General features: G+C 66.0%; 17 protein-coding genes and 1 pseudogene. 7 read left to right on the forward strand and 11 right to left on the reverse strand.

Features of this window, described 5'->3' with window-relative positions:
• Window positions 1-95: 95 nt before the first annotated feature.
• From LMA02_RS16500 to LMA02_RS16510, 3 genes are read left to right on the forward strand one after another with little or no spacing between them, the layout of a single operon-like run.
• Window positions 96-368 carry a metal/formaldehyde-sensitive transcriptional repressor gene (locus tag LMA02_RS16500; protein ID WP_228908758.1) on the forward strand — a complete coding sequence of 91 codons (273 nt, stop codon included), beginning with the start codon at window positions 96-98 and terminating at the stop codon, window positions 366-368.
• Window positions 369-379: 11 nt separating this feature from the next.
• Window positions 380-1,660 (forward strand): CDF family Co(II)/Ni(II) efflux transporter DmeF, encoded by a 1,281-nt coding sequence (dmeF, locus tag LMA02_RS16505; RefSeq protein ID WP_228908759.1) that lies wholly within the window; start codon window positions 380-382, stop codon window positions 1,658-1,660.
• A gap of 2 nt (window positions 1,661-1,662) precedes the next feature.
• Window positions 1,663-1,848: a DUF1289 domain-containing protein gene (locus LMA02_RS16510; RefSeq protein ID WP_228908760.1), complete on the forward strand. Its 186-nt coding sequence runs from the start codon at window positions 1,663-1,665 to the stop codon at window positions 1,846-1,848.
• A gap of 120 nt (window positions 1,849-1,968) precedes the next feature.
• On the opposite strand, the gene LMA02_RS16515 is transcribed toward LMA02_RS16510, so the two are convergent.
• Window positions 1,969-4,116 (reverse strand): TonB-dependent receptor, encoded by a 2,148-nt coding sequence (locus LMA02_RS16515; protein WP_228908761.1) that lies wholly within the window; start codon window positions 4,114-4,116, stop codon window positions 1,969-1,971.
• Window positions 4,117-4,269: 153 nt separating this feature from the next.
• On the opposite strand from LMA02_RS16515, the gene LMA02_RS16520 reads away from it, so the two are divergent.
• Both LMA02_RS16520 and LMA02_RS16525 read left to right on the forward strand, forming a co-directional pair.
• On the forward strand, window positions 4,270-5,475 hold the full coding sequence (locus LMA02_RS16520; RefSeq protein WP_228908762.1) for an MFS transporter: 1,206 nt from the start codon (window positions 4,270-4,272) through the stop codon (window positions 5,473-5,475).
• 334 nt (window positions 5,476-5,809) lie between these two features.
• Complete coding sequence (locus LMA02_RS16525) at window positions 5,810-7,117, forward strand: dicarboxylate/amino acid:cation symporter (RefSeq protein ID WP_228908763.1); 1,308 nt, start codon at window positions 5,810-5,812, stop codon at window positions 7,115-7,117.
• A 286-nt stretch (window positions 7,118-7,403) separates the two neighbouring features.
• On the opposite strand, the gene LMA02_RS16530 is transcribed toward LMA02_RS16525, so the two are convergent.
• Window positions 7,404-8,456 carry an RNA-guided endonuclease InsQ/TnpB family protein gene (locus LMA02_RS16530; protein WP_228908764.1) on the reverse strand — a complete coding sequence of 351 codons (1,053 nt, stop codon included), beginning with the start codon at window positions 8,454-8,456 and terminating at the stop codon, window positions 7,404-7,406.
• 148 nt (window positions 8,457-8,604) lie between these two features.
• On the opposite strand from LMA02_RS16530, the gene LMA02_RS16535 reads away from it, so the two are divergent.
• Together LMA02_RS16535 and LMA02_RS16540 are read left to right on the forward strand one after the other, a co-directional pair.
• On the forward strand, window positions 8,605-10,539 hold the full coding sequence (locus tag LMA02_RS16535) for an SMP-30/gluconolaconase/LRE-like region family protein (protein WP_228908765.1): 1,935 nt from the start codon (window positions 8,605-8,607) through the stop codon (window positions 10,537-10,539).
• A gap of 269 nt (window positions 10,540-10,808) precedes the next feature.
• Entirely contained in the window at window positions 10,809-13,694 is a 2,886-nt protein-coding gene (locus LMA02_RS16540; protein WP_228908766.1) for a bifunctional YncE family protein/alkaline phosphatase family protein, read from the forward strand.
• A 94-nt stretch (window positions 13,695-13,788) separates the two neighbouring features.
• On the opposite strand, the gene LMA02_RS16545 is transcribed toward LMA02_RS16540, so the two are convergent.
• The 9 genes and pseudogenes from LMA02_RS16545 to LMA02_RS16585 form a co-directional block, all read right to left on the reverse strand.
• Window positions 13,789-14,238, reverse strand: coding sequence for a GNAT family N-acetyltransferase (locus LMA02_RS16545; RefSeq protein WP_228908767.1), 450 nt, complete (start codon window positions 14,236-14,238; stop codon window positions 13,789-13,791).
• Between the two features lie 65 nt (window positions 14,239-14,303).
• A complete protein-coding gene (locus tag LMA02_RS16550; RefSeq protein ID WP_324251319.1) occupies window positions 14,304-15,260 on the reverse strand; it encodes a hypothetical protein in 957 nt (318 codons plus the stop codon).
• A 183-nt stretch (window positions 15,261-15,443) separates the two neighbouring features.
• Window positions 15,444-15,605 (reverse strand): annotated as a pseudogene (locus LMA02_RS16555) (MerR family transcriptional regulator); the annotation flags it as partial.
• Between the two features lie 72 nt (window positions 15,606-15,677).
• On the reverse strand, window positions 15,678-16,634 hold the full coding sequence (locus LMA02_RS16560) for an amidohydrolase family protein (RefSeq protein ID WP_228910035.1): 957 nt from the start codon (window positions 16,632-16,634) through the stop codon (window positions 15,678-15,680).
• A complete protein-coding gene (locus tag LMA02_RS16565) occupies window positions 16,612-17,559 on the reverse strand; it encodes a YncE family protein (RefSeq protein WP_228908769.1) in 948 nt (315 codons plus the stop codon). The genes LMA02_RS16560 and LMA02_RS16565 overlap by 23 nt, the downstream gene beginning before the upstream one ends.
• 78 nt (window positions 17,560-17,637) lie before the next feature.
• The gene (locus tag LMA02_RS16570) at window positions 17,638-18,930 is read right to left on the reverse strand and encodes an MFS transporter (protein WP_228908770.1); all 1,293 of its coding nucleotides are present in this window, start codon (window positions 18,928-18,930) and stop codon (window positions 17,638-17,640) included.
• Between the two features lie 100 nt (window positions 18,931-19,030).
• Window positions 19,031-19,948, reverse strand: coding sequence for a dihydrodipicolinate synthase family protein (locus tag LMA02_RS16575; protein WP_228908771.1), 918 nt, complete (start codon window positions 19,946-19,948; stop codon window positions 19,031-19,033).
• 8 nt (window positions 19,949-19,956) lie between these two features.
• Window positions 19,957-21,129, reverse strand: a complete 1,173-nt coding sequence (locus tag LMA02_RS16580) for an L-rhamnonate dehydratase (protein WP_175798550.1) — start codon at window positions 21,127-21,129, stop codon at window positions 19,957-19,959.
• 49 nt (window positions 21,130-21,178) lie between these two features.
• Window positions 21,179-22,225: a 4-hydroxythreonine-4-phosphate dehydrogenase PdxA gene (locus LMA02_RS16585; protein WP_228908772.1), complete on the reverse strand. Its 1,047-nt coding sequence runs from the start codon at window positions 22,223-22,225 to the stop codon at window positions 21,179-21,181.
• Between the last annotated feature and the right edge of the window lie 58 nt (window positions 22,226-22,283).

The following is a 22,283-nucleotide window of genomic DNA, read 5'->3' on the forward strand; positions in this document are numbered from 1 at the left end:
CCCTTCTTCGTCTGACGTTTGGCGCATATACCCCTCCCCCCTATATGGAAGATCGATTTGATATATAGTCCCCCCCGGTATATGAAGGGACTGCCATGGGCCACACCATCAAGGAAAAGCAGAAGCTGCTGAACCGTGTCCGCCGCATCAAGGGACAGGTCGAAGCGATCGAACGCGCGCTGGAGGACGAGCGCGGTTGCAACGAGATCCTGCGCCTCATCACGAGCGGCCGCGGCGCGATGAACGGCCTGCTCGCGGTCGTGCTGGAGGATCACATCCGCAGCCATCTGGTCGACGCCGAACATCACGCCGATGAAGGCAGCGCGACCGAACAGCTGATCGAAGTCGTTCACAGCTACTTCAAGTAATCGAGGGCGAAATGAACGACTTCAGGAACGACGCCTTCGGCGCAGGGCACGACCACATCTTTCTCGGCGCGGCGCACGAGCAGAACGAACGCAGGACCTGGATGGTCATCGCGCTGTGCGCGGCGATGATGGTGGCCGAGATTGTCGGCGGGTCGCTGTTCGGCTCGCTGGCGCTCATCGCGGACGGCCTGCACATGTCGACGCATGCGGGCGCGATGCTGATCGCCGCGCTCGCCTACACGTACGCTCGCAAGCACGCGAGCGACCCGCGCTTCGTGTTCGGCACGGGCAAGCTCGGCGATCTGGCGGGCTTCACGAGCGCGATCGTGCTCGCGATGATCGCGCTGCTGATCGGGTACGAGGCGGTTGCGCGCCTGCTCGCGCCGGTATCGATTCATTTCGGCGAGGCCGTTCCTATCGCGGTTGCCGGCCTGCTCGTCAACGTCGCGAGCGTCTGGCTGCTGAGCGGCGACCATCATGGCCATAGCCACGGGCACGGTCACCACCACCACTGCGGGCATGCTCACGACGCTCACGAACACGAAGAGAACGCGCACGGGATCTTCGATCAGCAAGGCGTGTTTCTCGTATCGGTATACGAGGACGGCGTCCCGCCGGTTTTCCGTGTGGCCCCCGCGACGAACGAGACGAAGCTCGTCGACGCGAGCGCCGTGTCGGTGACGACGATCCGTCCGGACGGCACGCGGCAGACGTTCGCGATGGAAAGCCGAGGCGCTTACCTGGAGTCGACCGACGACATTCCCGAGCCGCATGAATTCAAGGCGATCGTCCGCTTGAACGGTCGCGAGCACGCACTGGCGTTCGAGGAGCACGACCATGGCGCGTCCGCGGCGGCGGCGCGCGACCACAACATCCGTTCCGCGTATATCCACGTGATCGCCGATGCGGCCGTGTCCGTGCTGACGATCGTCGGGCTGCTGCTCGCGCGCGCGTTCGGCTGGGTCTGGATGGATCCGCTGGCCGGCATCATCGGCGCGCTGGTGATCGCGAACTGGTCGTATGGCCTGATGCGCGACACCGGTGGCATCCTGCTCGACATGAATTCGGACCGTCGTCTGACTGACAATGTGCGCGATGCAATCGAAGGTGTGGGCGACCGCGTCGGCGACCTGCATGTCTGGCGGCTCGGGCCGGGGCACATGAGCGCGGTCGTGTCGGTGGCGACGGCGGACCCGAAGCGGGATGCGCGCTTCTATCACGGCGTGCTCCAGCGCTTCAGGAACCTGTCGCATGTCACCGTCGAAGTAATGCCGGCGACGCGAGGGCAGTAGATATGGCGGTCAAATCCCCTTGCATCGACGTGTGTTCGTTCGACGGCCGGACCGGCTACTGCGTGGCATGCCTGCGCACGCGCGACGAAGCGCGCGGCTGGAAGAAGATGACGGACCACCGGCGTCACCAGATCGTGAACGACCGCGCGCGGCGGCACGCGAAGCTGACGCGGGACACGACCGACTGATTGCAGGCTTGCGCGGCCGGACAGCGACACGCCGCGCGACCGCGATCATCTATTGCCGACGACGCACGCCGCGTGTGGCCGCCAGCCGGCCCGTCACGCGTCGTCGGCAACGCGCCGCTTCTACATCTCGTATCGCAACGTCGCCATGACGCTGCGCGGTGCCCCCGGCAGGTTGAGGTTCGCGTTCGAGCCGTGTGCGGAGACGATATAGCCCTTGTTGAACAGGTTGTAGAGGTTCAACTGAAGCGACATCGGGCCGCGCGCGTACCAGGCCATCATGTCGGCCGTCACGTAACCCGGCAAGGTCACGGTGTTCTGCGGATCGGCCATCCGCGCGCCGACGAAGTTCAGGCCGCCGCCAACGCCGAAGCCGCTGCCGAGATTCTTGGTCAGCCACAGATTGCCGGAGTGACGCGGCGTGAGCGTTGCCCGCTTGCCCTGCAATGCAGCGGTCGAGTTCGTGACGGTTGCATCCAGGTACGCGTAGCCTGCCAGCACGCGCCAGCCGTGGCTGAGCTCGGCTGCGCCGCTGAGTTCCACGCCGTCGGTCCGCTGCTCGCCGATCGGAATCAGCGCCGTATTGGTTGCATTGGCGATCTTGATGTTGCTGCGATCCAGCCGGAACACCGAGATCGTCGTGGTGGCCTTGCCGCCGAGCCAGTCGTACTTGGCACCGATCTCGGTATTGGTTGTGGTTTCCGGCGCGAGTTCCGCATTGTTGGCCGCGAGCGAGAACGCCTCGCCCGACGGCTGGAACGAGCGGCTCCACGACACGTAGTACGACTGCGTCCGGGTCGGCTGCCAGACCAGGCCCAGGCGCGGGCTCCATGCAGTGTCGGTACGTGACAGGCCCGGTTGTTGGGGACGGCGATCGAGCGTCTCCTGCTCGAAGCGATCGTAGCGGATGCCGACCAGCGCCTTCCACTGATCGTTGAAGCTGATCAGGTCCTGCGTGTAGAACCCGAGCGTCTTGAAGATGCCGAGGTTGTTGGCGGCTGGCGTGGTCGACGTGTGCAGCGGCAGCGTCGGCAGCGCCGGCGCGAACAGGTCGAAATTCATCGGCTTGCCGTTCGCGTCGGCGACGGGAGTCGAATAATTGACGAGATCCTTGTTCTGCTGGCCGAATTCCATCCCGTACAGCAACTCGTGCTTCATGCCGAACAGCGTGGCCTTTTGCGTGAGATCGGTCTGGTTGAACCAGCCGTGTTCCTCGCGATAGACGTTGCCGTGATTCAGCGTGAACGTCCGGTTCGCTTCGTTGACGCTGCCGACGAGCGTGTTGTTCCGGTCGAGCGAATAGTGATAGTAGCGAGTGGCATTACGGATCGACCACTGTTCGTTGAACTCGTGCTTGATCGTCGCGGTGCTCGAATAGACACGCGATCGCGAGTAGTCGACCTCGCCGGCGTTCGCCGCGCCGTAATAGGCGGATGCCGGCACGTCGACCGGCCGTCCCTTGTAGGCCGGGATGCCGAAGTCCGTCACGCGGCGATCTTCGAGGTAGTCGGCCTGCAGCAACACCGTCGTCTTCGGCGCGATGCGGAATTCGAACGACGGCGCGACCGCCGTGCGATTCAGAAACTGCTGCGACCGATAGCTCTTGGCTTCCTCGTGCGCCCCGGTTATCCGGAACGCGGCCGCGCCGTTCGCGAGCACACGGCCGACGTCGGCTTCGACCCGACGATCGGCCCACGAACCGTAGCTGACACCCAGGTTGGTGACGTCGATTCCGGGTTTTTTCGTCACACGATTGATTAGTCCACCTGAAGAACCCCGGCCATAAAGAACGGCGGCAGGGCCCTTGACGACTTCTACCCGATCGACGTTCGACAGATCGCGGAAATAGAGCGCATCGTCGCGAATGCCGTCGACGAACTGGTCGGCAATCGCGGAGAAGCCGCGAATGGTGACCTGGTCGCGCTGACCGTCGCCGGTGGAAAACCCGACGCCCGCGACGTTCTTCAACACGTCTTGCAGGGAATTTGCGTGCTGATCACGCATCACTTCGGCCGTGATCACGTTCACCGTCTGCGGGATATCGCGCAGCGGCGCGTCGATCCGGGTGGCGCTGACCGCGTTCGTCGGGTTGTAACCTTCTCCCGGATCGCGAACGGCGCTCGCGCTCACCGACACGGCCGGCAACAGGTTGGTCGTCGTGCTCGTCGGCGCCGCGGTGTTTTCCTGCGCGAAGGCCGCGCCAACCATGATCGGCTGGCACGCAACGGCAGCCAGGACGGCTCGTCGTGCCGGGTGCAATACTCGTCTCATCTCCCAACCTATCGTGCGTAATGATTCGTAATTTCGTAACGCGACGCATTATCATTTGAAAGGAATGGAAGGTCAACAAGTGTTGCGTTGCACGGGATTGTTGATTTGTCTGATGTTTTCGTACACCGCCCCCAACCTTGATGTCGACCCGTCATGAGCGTTCCATCACCGATTGCCGGCAAGCCTGCGATTCCGCGGACCGTGTGGGCGCTGGGCCTCGTCAGCCTGTTCATGGACCTGTCGTCCGAGCTGATCCATGCGCTGTTGCCGATCTATCTGGTGTCGACGATGGGGATGAGCGTCGTCGCGCTCGGCATCCTCGAAGGGGCGGCCGAGGCGACCGCGATGATCGTGAAGGTGTTCTCCGGCGCGATCAGCGACTGGCTCGGGCGCCGCAAGGGACTGCTGCTGCTCGGCTACGGCCTCGCGGCGTTGACCAAGCCTTTGTTTCCGCTGGCGTCCACCCCGGCCCTGGTCGTGACGGCCCGCTTGCTCGATCGCGTCGGCAAGGGGATTCGCGGCGCGCCGCGCGACGCGCTGGTGGCCGACGTCGCACCGCCCGAAATCCGCGGCGCGTGCTTCGGCCTGCGTCAGTCGATGGATACCGTGGGCGCGTTTCTCGGCCCGATGCTCGCCATCGCGCTGATGCTGTGGTTCGGGAACCATATCCGGACCGTGCTCTGGTTTGCCGTGGTGCCGGCTTTCGTCGCGATCGCGCTGATCGTCTTCGGCGTGCGGGAGCCCGATCGGGCGGCACCGCACCGGCGCTTCCGCTCGCCGCTGCGCTGGAGCGCCCTGCGCGAGTTTCCGCGCAGCTACTGGTCCGTCGTCGCGGCCGGCGCGACCTTTACGCTCGCGCGTTTCAGCGAGGCGTTCCTGGTGCTGCGCGCGCAGCAGACCGGGCTCGACGCCGCATGGATCCCGGCGGTGATGGTCGCGATGAGCGTCGCCTATTCACTGTCCGCCTGGCCGGTCGGCATCCTGTCGGACCGGCTGGATCGCCGCTTGCTGCTTGCGGCCGGCATGGTGCTGTTGATCGCGGCCGACCTGCTGCTGGGCATCGGCACGTCGACGATCTCGATGTTCGTCGGCGTGGCCGTGTGGGGGCTGCACATGGGCTTTACGCAGGGCATCCTCGCCGCGATGGTGTCGGAAACCTCGCCGGCCACGCTGCGCGGCACCGCGTTCGGCGTATTCAATCTTGTGAGCGGCATCTGCATGCTGCTCGCGAGCAGCCTCGCCGGCGCGCTGTGGACGCATTTCGGCGCGTCGACCACGTTTCTCGCGGGCGCCGCGCTGGTCGTGGTGCCGCTGGGCCTGTGCCGGTTCATGCCGCGACCCGGCGCGTCGGCGGCGTGATGCGTCGCGTGGCGGTTTCGCGGATGTCCCGCGTACGACCAAGTGACCGCCTGGCGCCACGGTGCGCCTGTCCCAAACCGGCGGCGTTGCGCGTCCCGCTGCGGCAGAACGCTCCGGCACCTACACCTGCCTTGCCCCGCCATCCTCCCTTTCAGAATTGAAAGATCGTCCGGCGTTTGCGATAGAATGCCCCCCCCTGTTCGCCGTGGCCATGCCCACGGACGGGCTCCGGCAGTCGAAATGGCGCGCGCCGCGCTCGCGGAATTCCGTTCCCGTTTCGATGCCGGCGATCGACCTGCCGTTGGAAACACATGTTCCGTAATTTGGATTGCTAATGAAGAAGAAGCACAACATCACCCGGTACATCGTCATCGCGATGGCGCTGGGCATCGCCGTGGGCTACGCCTGTCATAGCGCGTTTCCCGACCCGAAAATGGCCAGGGAAGTCGCCGGCTACGTGTCGTTGCTGTCCGACGTGTTCCTGCGGCTGATCAAGATGATCATCGCGCCGCTGGTGTTCGCGACGCTGACGGTCGGCATCGCGCAGATGGGCGACAGCGGGTCGGTCGGCCGCGTGGGCGTGAAGGCGTTCGGCTGGTTCTTCATCGCGTCGTTCACGTCGCTGGTGCTCGGTCTCGTGACCGCGACGATCCTGAAGCCGGGGAGTCACCTGAGCCTGCCGCTGCCGGCCGCCGATGCGACGCTGAACCTGAAGACGGCCGCATTCACGCTGAAGGACTTCGTCGTCCACCTGGTGCCGAAGTCGATCGCCGAGGCGATGGCGAACAACGAGATCCTGCAGATCGTCGTGTTCTCGATCTTCTTCGGCACCGCGCTGTCCGCGCTCGGCGACGCCGGCAAGCGCCTGACCGGCGTGATCGACGATCTCGCGCAGGTCATGCTGAAAGTGACGGGCGCGGTGATGTGGTTCGCACCGGTCGCCGTGTTTGCCGCGCTGGCGTCGACGATCACGACGGAAGGGCTCGGCATCCTGCTCACATTCGCGAAGTTCATGGCGAGCTTCTATCTGGCGCTGGCGCTGCTGTGGGGCGTGCTGACGCTTGCGGGCGTCACGTTCCTCGGCAAGCGCGCGTTCACGCTGATCCGCCTGATTCGCGAGCCGTTCCTGCTGTCGTTCGCGACGGCGAGTTCCGAAGCCGCGTATCCGAAGCTGCTCGACGCGCTCGACCGGTTCGGCGTGAACCGCAAGATCTCGAGCTTCGTGCTGCCGATCGGGTATTCGTTCAACCTCGACGGCTCGATGATGTACTGCACGTTCGCGGTGCTGTTCATCTCGCAGGTGTACGGGATCGACCTGCCGCTCGGCACGCAGATCACGATGCTGCTGATGCTGATGGTGACGTCGAAGGGGATGGCGGGCGTGCCGCGCGCGTCGCTCGTCGTGATCGCGGCGACGCTCAATCAGTTCCATCTGCCGGAATCCGGGCTGCTGCTGATCATGGGTGTCGACATGTTCCTCGACATGGGACGCTCGGCGACCAACGCCGTCGGCAACTCGATCGCGGCGGCCGTGGTCGCGAAGTGGGAGGGCCAGCTCGGCGATCCGCGCGACGACGCGGATTCGGGCGGCGGCGGCGAGATCAAGCAGGTGGAGGTGCGGGAGACGGCGACGTCCGCGTGATGTTCCGGTAGTCAATGATGTTTTCCGGCCTGGATTCGACAGGGATTCAGGCCGGCGCGAGACCCGCCGGCGACCTTCCCGATTCGCCGAACAAGCCGTCCGCCAGTTCTTCAATACGCCGCATTCCAGCCAGCGGTGACATGCCCGCAGGCGAACACCCGTTTTCCCCGATAGTCGTGCCGGACGCGTAAGTGGTCATTCACTCTCGCGCAGTCGTCTGCAGCGCATCTCTCGCATGCGCGGGCGGTCCGCAATTTTTTTCGATTTATTTGACGTCATCCTCCGCCTAAAGGCAGAGGATTCCCACACCTGGCGATGCACGTCCGCATCGGAGAATGTTCACGGCAGCGTTGGTATCTCGATCATGCACGACACCACAGTCACTGCAGGCCCACTCTCTTATTCGCAGTCCCGCGATACCTTTCGGCCGCGTCGTGCTGTCTTTCGACCCGCACGACGAACAGGACTGGGTAGAACCGCTTTCGTCGACTTCCTCGAACGTGGCCCCGTGCGCCATCGCCTTGTAACGGAGCTTGTTTCGGAAGGACGACCAGGATGCGTCGTAGACGCTCTTCGCCATCCTGGTTCTGGCGAGCTTCGCGGCCGACACGTTGCCGACCGCGAGGTAATCGAAACGCCGCACCAGATCGAGCGCGAGCTTGTGCTGGAAATCGGCACGGGCATTCGCCACTTTGGCGTGCAGCTTCGCGATATGTCGCTTGTGCTTGCGCGCCCGTTGAGCTTTCGCCAGTTTCTCCGCCGCGCGTCGGCCGAATCGGTCATTGGGCAGCTTCTCGCCGGTCGAAAGTGTGGCGAAGTCTTTCAGGCCGAGATCGATGCCAACACCGGACCGGACCGGGCGGGCCTGCACATCGGGCATCTCGATCACGATGTTGAGAAACCAGTTGCCGCGCGCATCCTGTGCGAAGTTGGTCCCATCCTTGATCTTGCCTTCGGGAAGCGGCCGGCTACTGAACACGCGAAAGGTATTGCCGGCGAATCGGAACGCATCACCCTCGCGCTTCAGGTGACAGCCCTTCAGTGGTACCCAGCCAAGCGACTTCCTGCCGCGATAGCGCAGGTAAGGCCGACGGTGCTGGCTGCGCGACTTCGCGTATTGCTCGCACGTCGCGTTGATCGTGCCGGAGTGAATGCCAAGCGCCTTGCTGCTGCCGCTCGTCAGTCCATTCAGGTCGAAGCCTGTTGGCCACTTCTTGCTCCATTTCAGCGCATGCTTCTGCGTATCGTTGCAAAAGTTCCAGACGTAGTTCACCGCACGGCTCTGCTTGTTAAGCAGTCCGTTGAGCGACTTCACGCGGTAGCGGTAGACAAGGATCATGCCGTTGATCCTAACCCATGGAAGAAGCTGTCTGTCAACAGCACTCCTTTCCTTCCCGCCATCCGCCCCGAAGGAAGTCCCCTTGGGGGAAATAGCTGGTCTCTCGGAGCAAATTCTGATGAAAAAGCCATTCAGGAGCGCATCAGCCATGGTCGCCAGAAAATCGATTCGGGCCGTGCTGCTCGCCGCCGCGATTGCCGCGATTGCGCCGTCCGGATACGCGGGTAATACCACCGACTGGCTGGCGAACACGTATGGCACGCTGGCGGCGCACGTCGGCAACGTCGCGCGTTCGATGTGGGTCGCGCCCGAAGGCGTGATCTACACCGCGTCGATGTGGGACGAGGATGAGGGCGGCGTCGCGATCTACCAGAACGGCAAGAGCGTCGGCTCGATCGGCGCGCATTCCGAATTCCAGGGCAGCGCGATCACGGGCAACGCGACGTCGCTGTTCGTCGCGCTGCAGCCCGGCAGCAGCTACGGCAGCGGCGCGGTCGGGCGCTACAACCGCGCGACGCGCTTTCGCGACAAGCTGATTCAGGTCACCGCGGCGACGAACCAGCCGCGCATCGACGTCGTCACCGGGCTCGCCACGGCCGGCTCGCTGCTCTACGCGAGCGATTTCTACGGCAACCGCGTGCGGGTGTTTACGACCGACGGCGTCTGGCAGCGGGACATCGGCGTGTCCGCGCCGGGCGCGCTCGCGGTCGACGGCGCGGGGAACGTCTGGGTCGCGCAGAAAAGCGCCGGCGCGATCGTCGAATTCAGCCCGGCCGGTGCGCTGCTGAACACGATCCGGCTGGCGGCCGGGTCGCAGCCGTCGGCGCTCTATGTCGATGCGGCGGCAGGGGAGCTGCTGGTCGGCGACGAAGGCCCCGACATGAACATCAAGCGCTACACCGTATCGGGCCGGCCCGCGCTGGCCGGCACGTTCGGCGTGCGCGGCGGCTATCTCGACACGACGGCGGGCATCAAGGGGCAGGTCGGCGCGAAGCGCTTCACCCGGATCGTCGGGATCGGCAAGGACACGGGCGGCAACTTGTACGTGCTCAACAACCCGTGGGGCGGCAGCTGGGATCTCGGCCGCAACGGCGCGACCGACATTCATGCGTACAGCAGCACCGGCAGCCTGCGGTGGACGCTGCAGTCGCTCAACTTCGAAGGTATCGCCGCACCGGATCCGGTCACGGACGGCGCGCTGTTCTACAGCGGCACGCATATCTATGGCGGCACTGCGGGCGGCACCTTCGTCGCGAATACGGTCGATCCGTTCACGTATCCGTCGGATCCGCGCATCAATATGAGCGACACGCAGCGCGACGAGCACTTCGAGCTGCTGACGTCGGTCGGTGCGAACCGGATCCTCGTTGCAGCGGGGCAGAATCCGCCGGTTTACTACTTCTTCCACTTCAACGCTGCCAACGGCTATGTCGCGATTCCTGACGGATCGATCCCGGGGCCGGCGTTCAATACGACCCGGCGCGTGTCGGCCGGCTTCAGTCTCGACAGCAAGGGTGGCGTATGGGCCGGCCTCGACAAGACCGGCGCCATTTATCACTATCCGCTGACCGGTTTCGATGCGAGCGGCAAGCCTTCGTGGGGGCCGGGCGTGCCGACGCCAGTGCCGGCCAGCATCCAGCCGCTGACGCGCGTCGTCTATCTCGCCGACAGCGACACGATGGTGCTCGCGCAGGGCGTGGTCGGGAGTACGGACTGGACGTCGATCGGCACGCGCATCGAGGTGTATCACGGCTGGAGCGCGGGCAACACGACGAAGCCGAATCCGGTGATCACGCTGCCGCACAGCGGCGCGAAGTCGATCGACGCGGCCGGCAATCACTTGTTCGTCGGCTACTGGTTCAGCAGCAGCGGGCCGCTGTGGCCGAACATCGACGCATTCAACCTCGACACCGGCAACCTCGACACGACGCTCGTCAATGCAAGCCCGGCGACCGTGGATACCAGCAGCGCGATCGACGCGATGTACAGCGTGCGTGCGTACCGTCGCTCGAACGGCGAGTACGTGGTGACGAAGAACAACGTGAAGGGGAACAGCATCACCGTTTATCGGTGGACGCCTTGAGGGCGGCGCCTCGAATGCAACGATGACACCACGGTGGCTGTCATCGAAACGTCTTCGCTGTAACCACATGTAATAGGTCGGCCCGCAATGGAGCCGGTCATCCGCTTGACACTGGGCGGCGCTGTAATTCCGGCACGTCGGCGATAGCCGACGCAAGCCATTCGATCGCTTGGCACCGGCCCGCGCCACCGCGCGACACGGGCAGACAGGGCCAGGATCATGCCGGACACGTCAGACGATAATCGCCCCCACTGTTCAAGAGGATTCCTATGAAACATAGCCAGGTCAAGCGTGCGCTCCGGCTCGGAGCCGTCATGTCGGCCGTGCTGCTTGCGTCGCAGGCGCACGCGGACGGGTTCGACGCCGCCGATGCCGCCCGCGTGCCGAGCGGTCAGTTCGTCACGCCGCTGGCCGTCCGTGGCGCGGTCCAGCAGTTCCTGAATCCCGGGTTGCCGGCCTATCCGCATTTCGTCGCGGGGGAAGCCGTGCGCTCGCAATTGAGCCCGGACGGCAAGACGCTGGCGATCATCACCGCCGGCCAGAACTCGCTGTACAAACCGGACGGTTCCGTCGACACCGCGAACTCGACGCAATTCATCTTCCTGTACGACGTGGCGGGCGCGAACAAGACGCGCCCCGTGCTCAGGCAGGTGCTTCAGCAGACCAACGCGTTCGTCGGCCTGGCGTTCTCGCATGACGGGAGCACGCTCTACGCGACCGGCGGCAGCGACGATGCGGTCTACGTCTATGCGCAGCACGGCGGCACGTGGGCGCTGTCGACCACGATCGCGCTCGGCCATGGCGGCAAGGGCGTCGGCATCCGCGTGCAGCCGAACGCGGCGGGCCTTGCGTTGTCGGCCGACGGCAAGACGCTGGTGGTCGCGAACAACTACAACGATTCGATCAGCGTGATCGATACCGCGACCAACAACGTGCGCTACGAGCACGACCTGCGCCCGTTCTTTGCGGGCAACGAAGGCCGCAGCGGCGACGCCGGCGGCACGTTCCCGTTCGCGGTCGTCGTGAAGGGCAACGGCGTCGCGTATGTGTCGTCGGATCGCGATCGCGAAATCATCGCGATCGACGTGTCGTCGCCGTCTCGCGGGCGTCTGGTCAAGCGCATCAAGCTGGACGGCAACGCGCTCGGCATGACGCTCGACGCGTCGCAATCGAGGCTGTTCGTCGCGCAGGACAACGCCGACCAGGTCGCGGTGATCGACACGAACACCAACGCGATCGTGACGCGGATCGACGCGCGCGCACCGTCCGGTGTGCTGGCGCACGGCCAGACGCACACGGGCGCGGCGACGTATGCGGTCACGCTGTCGCGCGACGGCCGGACGCTGTATGCGACCAACGCCGGCGCGAACGAAATCGCCGTCATTCCGCTCGTCGGCGAGCGCGCGTATCGCGTCACCGGCTTGATTCCGACCGCGTTCGAACCGCACGACGTAACGTTCAGCGCGGACGGCACGTGGATGTACGTGGTAAACGGCAAGAGCACGACCGGCCCGAACCCGGACCACCTGTCCGGCGCGACGCCGGCGCAGGCCGCCGCGTCGCGCGCGTCGAACGAATACCAGTTTCAGCTCGAGCGCGCGTCGCTCGTGAGCGCGCCGGTGCCCGCGGCGGGCGAACTGCCGAAGCTGACGCAGCAGGCCGCGCGCAACAACTTCTATCGCCCGGAAGACAACGACCGGGATAACGAAGTGATGGGCTTTCTGCGCCGTCACATCAAGCACGTGATCTACGTCGTCAAGGAAAACCGCACGTTCGACCAGGTGCTCGGCGACATCGGCAACGGGGCCGACGGCGATCCGCGGCTCGCCCAGTTCGGCCGGAACATCACGCCGAACTTCCATCGGCTGGCGAGCCAGTTCGTAACGCTCGACAACTTCATGAACCCTGGCGACGGCAGCATGGACGGCTGGTCCTGGGCGCTTCAGGGGCGCGTCACCAACACCGAGACGATCACGCAGCAAATCAACTACGCGGCGGTCAATCGCGGCCTGTCGTACGAGAGCGAGGGCACGAACCGCAGCGTGCCGGTCAACTGGGAATCGGTGCAGCAGCGCGATGCGGCAGCCGGCCCGGCCGGCACGACGAACTACAGCAACGCGGCGGCCGGCCTGCCGGGCGGCGCGGCAAACCTGCTGCCCGGCACCGGCAACCATGCGTCGTCCGATGCGCCGTTCGGCCCCCAGCGCGGCTACATCTTCGACGCGGTGCTCGCCGGCGGCGGCACGGTCCGCAACTACGGATTCCTCGTCAACAACATCGGCAGCATCGGCACGGCCGCGAACCCGATCGTCGACCCGCGCGCGTCCGGTGTCGTCCAGGTCGCCGCACTGGACCCGCGGCTGGCGTCGATGACCGACGTGTACTTCCGCGGCTTCGACCAGACCTATCCGGACCAGTGGCGCCTGAACGAGTGGAAACGCGAGTTCGACCAGTATGTCGCGAGCGGCAACTTGCCGACGCTGTCGCTGGTGCGCCTGTCCCACGATCACATGGGCGCGTTCGGCACGGCGTTCGCCGGCGTGAATACGCCGGAAACGCAGCAGGCAGACAACGACCTGGCGGTCGGCCGGCTCGTCGAGGCCGTCGCGAAGAGCCCCTATGCGAGCGACACGCTGATCGTCGTGACCGAGGACGATGTGCAGGATGGTCCCGACCACGTGGATTCGCATCGCGGGCCGGCGTACATCGTCGGGCCGTACGTGAAGCAGGGCGCGGTGATCCGGACGCGCTACAGCCAGGTCAACGCGTTGCGGACCATCGAGGACGTGCTCGGCACGCAGCACATGAACCTGAATACCGCCTACCAGCGACCGATGAGCGACGTGTTCGACGTGCATGGCCCGGCGTCGTGGAGCTATACGGCCGTCGCGTCGACGGCGCTGAAGGGCACCGGGCTGCGACTGGCCGAAGGGGCGGGCGAGAGCCTGCTGCACTACGCGGCCGGGCCCGATGTCACGCCGACGCATGACGCGGCGTACTGGGCGAAGGTGACGGCGAAGTTCGACTTCGACGATGCCGACGAGGTGCCGGCGGATCAGTTCAACCGTGTCTTGTGGAAAGGCATGATGGGATCGAAGCCGTATCCGAAGCTGCGGGGCGTGACGCAGAAGGTGGCGAGCCGCGACGACGATTGATCGTCTAGGTGGTCGGTCTGGAAGGCGGCCCTCTCGGCGGGAGGGCCGTGTTTTTTGCGAGGCGCGCGGCGGCGGTCGACTGGGATGCTCGATCTCACGCGCGCCATATCAGATTCGCACTGTGTTCCGTTTCCGATACGAGGCGGAAACCAAGGCGTTCATAGAGTCGACGTGCGGGATTGCCGTGCAGCACGCTGAGCGATACGGGCACGTGCGCGCGTGCCGCTTCGACCAGCAACTCGCGCAGCACGGCTTCGCCGATGCGTTGCCCTTGTCGGGCCGGCAGGATCTGGATCTGGTGAACGTGCCATTCGTCGGCGGAGCGCGTCACCTTCAGCAATCCGATCGTGTTGACGCCGGTGTCGACACTTTCGCAGACGATCATCGCGTCTTCGAAGTTCGCCGCGATGCGCCGGTGGTGCGCTTCATCGTCGGTCGGCGCGCCGACACGTTGCAGATGCTCGGTCATCGTGAGCCGGCGCAGCGTCAGCAGAAAGGGCAGGTCGGATGAGGATGCGGGACGCAGGCGGATCGCCGGTTTCATGAGCGATGTGGATGCGCTCGGGGATCGAGCTTCGACGCCGATGATTGCAGCAATCGCGAGGCGGGTCAAAGCCCCGGCAACGGAATCTGCCGCCCGGCCGGGCGATGCTCGAGGACATCCGTGACTTCGTATTCGGTTTTCGCTCCGTCCGAGGTTTGCCACTGCTGCATACGGACATTGCAGACGAGCACGTCACCCTTGCTGAAACTGATCTGGCTGTTGTTCACGCGCGACAGGAAGCCGGCATCCGTGATCGCCGCGTGAATCGTCGACGCGCCGTCGTACAGCCGCCACTTGTTGTCGTCCTTGAACGCGAGCGACACGATCGAGAACGCCATCTTTCGATGTTCGTCGAGAAGGAGCGCGTCGGTTTGTCCGGGCGCGTGAAACCAGGCGATCTCATCGCGGGTGATCGTCTCGAACACCTCTGTGTCGGTGCCGGTCGCGAAAATCACGATGCCGTCGCGCGCGAGCGGCGCAAGCACGTGCTCGGTGGCCTGTCGAACGCCGACGTCGCGCAGCAGCGTGAGGACCGACAGGTCGATCTCGAGTTGCTCGCCGTCCACGTGCAGCAATGCGGTGTGGTCGTGCATCTGCACCCGCTGGATCTCGCGCCCGCGCAACCACTTGAGGACGGCGAAGAGACCCTTCCTCGCCTTCGGCGCGGCGATGCCGAGCGCGGTCAGGATCGTGACCGCGTTGGCAAGCGCCGTGCTTTCGTTGCCGCTCAGGAGGTCGCGCATGCGGCCGAGCAGCGAGGTCGCGAGCGTGAAGTCGATCCCGAAGCTGCCGGCCTTGAAGCTGCCGCGCACGTTCACGCGCGGTTGAACCTGATCGCCGCACAGTGCCCGTGTCGACGCTTCCAGCAAATCCCCGATCGCAAGCAGTGCGGGCGCGAGTTCGCGCACGTCCATTTCGGAAGATTCGAGTGCGGGGCCGTCGTAAGTGACGCGAAATCGGCTCATGGTGTCGAGGCGGCCGAAATCGGCCGGGCCGGTACGGTTTTCATGGCGTGCGGTCATGCGAAATGTCGGCTGGAAACGTGGACGATACAGGAATCGAATTCGTTCGGATGCCTTGCATCTTAAGCGCGATCGATTGGCCGCGCGCGACGTTGGCCATCGGGCCAGGGCGATTGTCCGACGTGTCCCGACAGTGCCCGCCAAGCATCGAACTTTCCACTACTTTCCCGATTGCAATCGCCGACTCGTGCGTGCGAGCTCGCCGGAGCCGTAGACCCGATAGCCCGCCGGCGTTCGCTTCGGCGCGACGAGACCGTGCCGCTCATAGAGCCGCAGCGCCTTCACCGATACGCCGAGCCGCGCGGCTGCCGCCGAGGCGCTCAAGCGAAGCGTGGACGTGCCCATTCGTCACCCCTGTCCGCCGTCGATTCGTCACCCCCAGCGTAAAGGCGACCCCAAGGGCCGGGTCAAGCGCGTTCACGAAATCCGGTACACGCGCATCGCATTGTCGTGCCAGATTGCCTGACGCGCTGCCTCGTCGAGGTCCGCCATCGCGCGGGCAAACGTGCGCAGCAGCGCCGGATACGACACGCGCAACCCCGCCACCGGAAAATTGCTCGCGAACAGGCAGCGCTGCCAGCCGAATATCGCGATCGTGTCGCGGATGATCCGCGCGTTGTCCGCCTCGTTCCACACCGCATCGCGCAAGCCGAGTTCGGAGATCTTCACGGTCACGCGCGGCGATGCGGCCAGTGCTTCCATGCCGCTGCGCCAGCGCGCGAGCCCTGCTTCCGAGCGATCCCACGGCAGCCCCGCGTGTTCGAGGACGACGTCGATACCGGGCGCATCGGCCAGCAGCGCGGCCGCGTCGCCGAGATGCCAGAACGGCACGCGCAGATCCCAGCCGAGGCCGTGCGCGGCGACGCGCTCCAGCGCGGCCGGCCAGCGCGGATCGCGCAGCGTGCCGGGCCCGTCGACGAACGCATCCGGCGCCGCGGCGGTGCGCGGCTTGAACCGCACGCCGCGCACGCGCGGCCACGCGGCCTGTTCGGCGAGCCGCTCGTGCGCATCGTCGGCCAGCAGGTCGACCCACGCGACGACCGCCGACGGCAGCCCGTGCGCGGCCGCGACCTCGTGCAGCCAGCGCGTTTCCGCGAGCGCCTCGCCGCGCGCCCGTTCTGCCTCGACATGCACGCTCGCGACGATCGGCGCGCGTTGTGCGGCATGCCGGTAGTCGTCCACGCCGAAGTCGCGGCACAGCGCCGCGTAGTCGCCGAACATGAAGCGTGCCGGGTCGTAGCGTTCCTGCAGCCACGGATAGTGCGCACCCGCGCCGAGCTGCCACAGGTGGTGATGCGCGTCGACGAGCGCCGCCGGCAGCGCGTGCGGCGGCGGGGCGTCGCCGTGCCGCTCAGCGCGCGCCTGCGAGCACATACGACGCATCGGGTTCGCGCAGCGTCGGCCATGCGCCGACGAACCGCCACGCATCGAGATCGAGCTCGCGCACGTAGTCGTCCTGGAACGACACGTACGCGACGCGCCGCGACGGATGGAACGACAGCGCGGTCGGGTTCGCGGGCAGCGCGACGCGTTCGATCTCCTCCAGCTGCCGCGCATCGAACACCGAGATCGAACGCTCGCCGGAATTCGTCAGCAACAGCAGGTCGCGTCCGTCCGGCGCGCTGGTGCGGTAGATGCGGTTCGGATCGCTGCGCGTCTTCACGCGGCGGCCGCAGGTCATCGTGTCGGTGTCGATCTCGACGAGCGTGTCGTCGCCGCGATTCGCGACGAACAGCGTGCGCTCGTCGCCCGACAGCGCATTGCCTTCGGGACGCGGGCCGGGCATCACCGCGCGCGGCGCGACGGTCGCGTCGCGCGGATGGAACTGCGTGACCGTGTTCGACAGCAGGTGCACGCCATATGCGCGGCTCGCATCGCGCGTGAGCGTCACGAGGTGGGTCTTCACGCCGCCGGACGGCACGGCCATGTTCGGCACGCTCTGGCGGGTCGGTTCGTCGAACACGAGCAGCATGTCGTGCGCCTCGCTCATCGCGTACAGCCGGCCGTCGCGATCGGTCGCCATCCCGTGCGGCCGGTAGTACGGCCACAGGTCGAGCATCCGCGTATGCGTGCGCTCGACGAGGTCGATCTCGGCGATCCGGTGATCGCCTTCATGGCCGCGCGACCAGGCGGTCTCGATCCCGAAGATGCCGACGTACGCGAATCGATTGTTCACGTCGACGGTGAACTCGTGCGGGAAGTTCGGCAGCACGACATGCTTGAGCGCGGCTTTCGTTTCGAGGTCGTAGAAGCTGAAGGTATGGGCGCATTTCTGCACCAGCAACAGGATGTCGTTCATGGTGTGTCTCCGTTGTTTCGTTCGCGTGTTCGCGTGACTGCGTGTTCGCGTGTTCGCGTGACCGCGTGTCGGTGCGCGTCAGCCTTCGCAGCGCTTCGGCAGCGTCAGCGCGAGCAGGCCGGCCACCGCGAGCGTGACGGCGAGGCTGTACACGCCGGCCGCCGCGCTCACGTGCTGGGTCAGCACGCCGACCGCATACGGGCCGCAGAAGCCGCCGAGGTTGCCGAGCGCGTTGATCAGGCCGCGCGCGCTGCCGGCCGTCTCGACGCTGCACAGCTTCGGCGGAATCGCCCAGAACACGCCGGCGGCTGCCTGCAGGAAGAAACCGCAACCGATCAGGAACGCGAACGACACGACCATCGATGCATGCGTGAGCACCGACAGCGCGAGGCACGCGGCGAAGCCGACGAGCGGCAGCAGCACGAACAGGCGGCGCTTGCCGGTCCGGTCAGACAAATACGACGTGGCGAACATCCCGATCACCATCGCGACATACGGCAGCATCGCGAGCAGGCCGACCTTGCCCATCCCGCCGTGCGTGAGGTTTTTCAGCAGGGTCGGCAGCCACATCGTATAGCCGTAGATGCCGACCTGATAGCAGAAGTTGATCGCGATCAGCAGCCAGATCGTCGGGTTGCGCAGTATCGCGCCGAACGACGCGGCGGCCGGCGTGCCGGCGGCCTGCTTGCGCGCCTGTTCGTCGCGCAGCGCGTCGAGGATGTACGCCTTCTCGCGCGGCGATACCCAGCGCGCGGTTTGCGGGCCGTCGTCGGCGAACATCATCCACGCGAACAGGCACAGCAGCGACAGCGCGCCGGCGCTGAAGAACAGGTGACGCCAATCGTACGCGGCGAGGATGAAGCCGGACAGCGGCGCGGTGATCATGCCGGCGAGCGGCACGAACATGATGACCATCGCGTTCGCGCGGCCGCGTTCGCGGTCGGGAAACCAGTGGCTGACCATCGTCAGCACGACGGGCAGCATCCCGCCCTCGGCCACGCCGAGCAGGAAGCGCAGCGTCAGCAGCTGCCACGTGTGGGTGACGAGCCCGGTCAGCACCGACAGTACGGCCCAGCTCACGAGCGACCAGGCGATGAAGGTCTTGCCGCTGCCGAGCGCCGCGCGCCGGCCGCCGGGAATCTGCAGGAACAGGTAGCCGAAGAAGAAGATGCCGCCGGCGAGGCCGGCCATCGTCGCGTCCATGCCGAGATCGGCGTTCATCCCGCCCGGCATCGCGAACGCGATGTTCACGCGATCCATGTACGAAATGATGCAGGCGAGCAGCAGCGGCGGAATCACGCGCAGCCAGCGGCGGCGCGGAATGGCTTCGCCGGCTTCATAGGCCGGGGTGGCGGGGTTCAACAGGTTCATGGTGTCTCCGATCCATGTGACGAGCGGCGGCGGTCGTCTGTCGGACCGCCGTCACGCCGATGCACAACGCATGTGCGTTGCAGGGGCAACCGGTGTTTGGCTAGCGTCCCCAGCGCAGCACGAGCGGATCGAGCCGCCGCGCCGCGTCGAGCAGGCCCGCGCGCACTTCAGGGTGCATCTCGGGCCACGGCGCGCGCGGCTGGTCGCACGCGATCACGCCGCCTTCCTTCATCAGCGCCTTCGCGGTCAGGAAACCCGACTGGCGGTTCTCGTAGTTGATCAGCGGCAGCCAGCGCGCGTACTGCTCGCAGGCTTCGTCGCGGCGTCCGGCGAAATACGCGTCGGTGATCCGGCGGATACCGTCCGGATAGCCGCCGCCCGTCATCGCGCCGGTCGCGCCGGCATCGAGGTCGGCGAGTAGCGTGATGCCTTCCTCGCCGTCCCACGGCCCCTCGATCGCGTCGCCGCCGAGCGCGATCAGCTCGCGCAGCTTCGACGCGGCGCCGGCCGTCTCGATCTTGAAGTACGACACGGCGTCGATCTCGCGCGCGAGCGTCGCGAGCAACGACGCAGGCAGGGCGACGCCGCTCGCGGGCGCGTCCTGGATCATCAGCGGAATGTCGAGGCCGTCGGCGACTTCGCGGAAGAACGCGCGCACCTGCGCTTCGGGCACGCGGAACGTCGCGCCGTGGTACGGCGGCATCACCATCACCATCGCGGCGCCGCACGCCTGTGCGTGGCGGTTGCGCTCCGCGCAGAGGCGCGCGCTGAAATGCGACGTCGTGACGATCACCGGCACGCGGCCGGCGACGTGTTCGAGCGTCGTGCGCGTGATGAGGTCGCGTTCGTCGTCGCCGAGCGCGAACTGCTCCGAGTAGTTCGCGTGGATGCAGATGCCCTGCGAGCCGGCATCGATCATGAAGTCGAGGCAGCGGCGCTGGCCGTCGAGATCGAGTGCGCCGTGCGCGTCGAAGATGGTCGGCGCAACCGGAAAGACGCCCTGGTAACGTGCGTTCATGGCCGTGCTCACTCGACGATGTCGAACTGGTCGAGGAACTCGGTCTTCAGCGTGAGACCGAGGCCCGGCACGTCGTCGCGCAGTTGCAGGAAGCCGTTCTCGGCCACCGGCTCGCCGTCGAAGATGTAATAGAACAGCTCGTTGCCGACTTCCACGTCGAACATCGGGAAGTACTCGCTCATCGGCGACGCGAGCGTGCTCATCGTCAGGTGATAGTTGTGCATCTGGCCCGCATGCGGAATCACCGGCACGCTGTACGCCTCGCACAGCGCATTGATCTTGTGCGCCATCGTGATTCCGCCGACGCGGTTCGTGTCGTACTGCACGACCGACACGGCCTTGCGGTCCAGCAGCTGCTTGAAGCCGTACAGCGAGAACTCGTGCTCGCCGCCGGAGATCGGAATGCGCGTGAGCTGGTTCAGTTCCGCGTAGCCGTCGATGTCGTCGGCGATCACCGGTTCCTCGAGCCAGCGCGGCTGGTACTTCTCGAGCTTCGGCAGGATGCGCTTCGCGTACTCGAGATTCCAGCCCATGTAGCACTCGAGCATCAGGTCGTTGTCGTAGCCGATCACCTCGCGGATCGCCGCGACCGACTTCAGGTTCTCCGTCACGCCCTGCTGCCCATGCGCGGGCCCGTAGCCGAAGCGCATCTTGAACGCGCGGAAGCCTTCCTTCATGTAGCGCTGCGCCTCGTCCTGCATCTCTTTCAGGTCGGTGCGGTAGAGCTTCGAGTAGTAGCAGGGGATCTTTTCCTTGGTGCGGCCGCCGAGCAGCTTGAATACAGGCTTGCCGACGCTCTTGCCGAGGATGTCCCAGATCGCGATGTCGACCGCCGAGATCGCCGCCATGCCGATGCCCTTGCGGCCCCACGCGTGGGTCGCGCGGTACATCCGCTGGTTCAGGTACTCGTAGTCCCACGGGTCCTGGCCGATCACGAGCGGCGCGAGGTACTGGTCGATGATCGCTTTCGCGATGTGCGGCGCGAGCGCGACGTTGCCGAGGCCGACGATGCCGTCGTCGGTCTCGACTTCGACGACGGTCCACGCATGGAAGCGGAACGTGCTCATGGTTTCCTGCGGCGCGTACAGCAGGTCCATCGCGTTCGAGCAGAAGTTGCCCTGCGGCGGGACGGTCTTGCCTTTCCACTGGAATACGCGGGCGCGCACGGAGCGGATTTTCATGTTGGTGTCTCCTGGAATCGATGTTGTTGTATGCAAGGGCGCGCGAACGTCACGCCGAAACGGTGGGCGTGCGGCGCGCGGCGCCCATCCGGCATGCGATCTGCAGCGCCTGCCAGGTCGCGCCGACGTCGGCGCTGCCGCGGCCCGCGATGTCGTAGGCGGTGCCGTGCGCGGGCGTCGTGATCGGCACGGGCAGCCCGCCCTGCACGGTCACGCCGCGCGAGAAGCCGAGCAGCTTGATCGCGATCTGCCCCTGGTCGTGGTACATCGTGACGATCGCCTGGTAGTCGCCGGCCTGCGCCTTCAGGAAGATCGTGTCGGCGGGGAACGGGCCGTGGAACGGCGCGTCGGTCGGCCAGTCGCGCGACTGCAGCTTGCGCACCGCCGGCTCGATGATGTCGACTTCCTCGCGGCCGCAGCTGCCGCCGTCGCCGCCGTGCGGGTTGAACGCGGCGATCGCGACCTTCGGCGTCGCGACGCCGTTCGCGAGCAACGACTGGTAAATCAGTTCGGACGCCTGTTCGATGCGCTCGATGCTCAATTGGGCCGCCGCTTCCTTCAGCGGAATATGCGACGAGATGCGCGCGGTCCACAGTTCGCCGAGCGTGTTGAATTCGCAGAAGTAGCCGGTCACGCCGAGCGCGGCCGCGAAGTGGTGCAGCTCGTCGTCGTGCCTGAGCCCGCCGAGCTTCATCGCGTACTTGTTCAGCGGCGCGAAGCAGATCGCGTCGATGTCGCCGGCGAGCGCGGCGTCGAGACACTGGTCGAGCACGGTCAGCGTCGAGCGGCCGCCGGCCGCGCCGGGTTGGCCGACCGTGACCTGCGCGGGATCGATCGTGTCGACCGCGGCGAACGCGGCGCGCGCGGTGGACGGACGGCCGCGCACGGCGGCGAGCGATTCGACGGGCTCGACCTCGACCGTCACGCCGGCGACGCGCTGGCCGGCTTCCCACAGCCAGCGGTCGCCGATCAGCACGAGGTTCGCGCGGGACGTCGCGTCGGGCCGCGCGAGCAGTTTCGCGATCAGTTCGGTGCCGATGCCGGCGGGGTCGCCGAGCGTCAGCGCGACGACGGGCAGGGCAGCGGCGGTCGTCATGAGGCGTCTCCGTGACGGGCGGCGGTCGGGTGCGGGTTCATGCTGTGTCTCCGGTGTC

The sequence above is a fragment of the Burkholderia sp. B21-005 genome, from assembly GCF_020843965.1.
Classification (GTDB): domain Bacteria; phylum Pseudomonadota; class Gammaproteobacteria; order Burkholderiales; family Burkholderiaceae; genus Burkholderia; species Burkholderia ambifaria.